General features: G+C 62.6%; 1 protein-coding gene. It reads right to left on the reverse strand.

The window, feature by feature from the left end; all coding sequences use genetic code 11:
* A partial coding sequence (gene istA, locus IVA82_RS04080; RefSeq protein WP_247493167.1) for an IS21 family transposase occupies positions 1 to 538 on the reverse strand: 538 nt, incomplete at both ends.

Raw genomic sequence — 538 nt, forward strand, 5'->3', positions numbered from 1 at the left:
ATCGCTGCGTTCAACTCGACGAGCGAGAAGAACCTGATGTTGCGCAACTTGGCGATAATCCAGCGCGTCGCGACCTGCACGGCGACCTCGACCTTCGCCTTGTCGCGCGGTTTTCTCGGCCGTGCCGGCACAATGGCCGTGTCGTAGTGCACCGCCATTTCGGCATAGGCACGATTGACGCCCGGCTCGTAGAAGCAGGCCTTGGTGACGCCGGACTTCAGATTGTCGGAAACGACCATCGCCGGCACACCGCCGTAAAAGACAAAGGCGCGTGTGTGCGAGCCGATCCAGTCGGGCAGCGTCTGCGTGAAGGTTGCCTCGGCGTACGTAAAACTCGATGCGCCGAGGGCTGCGACAAACAGCTGGCAGGCATGCACCTCTCCGGTCGCGGCATCGACGATGTCAATCGTCGTACCGGCGTAATCGACGAACAGCTTCTCGCCGGCCACATGCGCCTGCCGCATCGTCGGCGACAACCGGCCTTCCCAGGCTCGATAGAGTTCGCAGAACCAGCTGCGGCCGTAACCGTCGGGATGCG

The organism is Bradyrhizobium sp. 142, assembly GCF_023074015.1.
GTDB lineage: Bacteria > Pseudomonadota > Alphaproteobacteria > Rhizobiales > Xanthobacteraceae > Bradyrhizobium.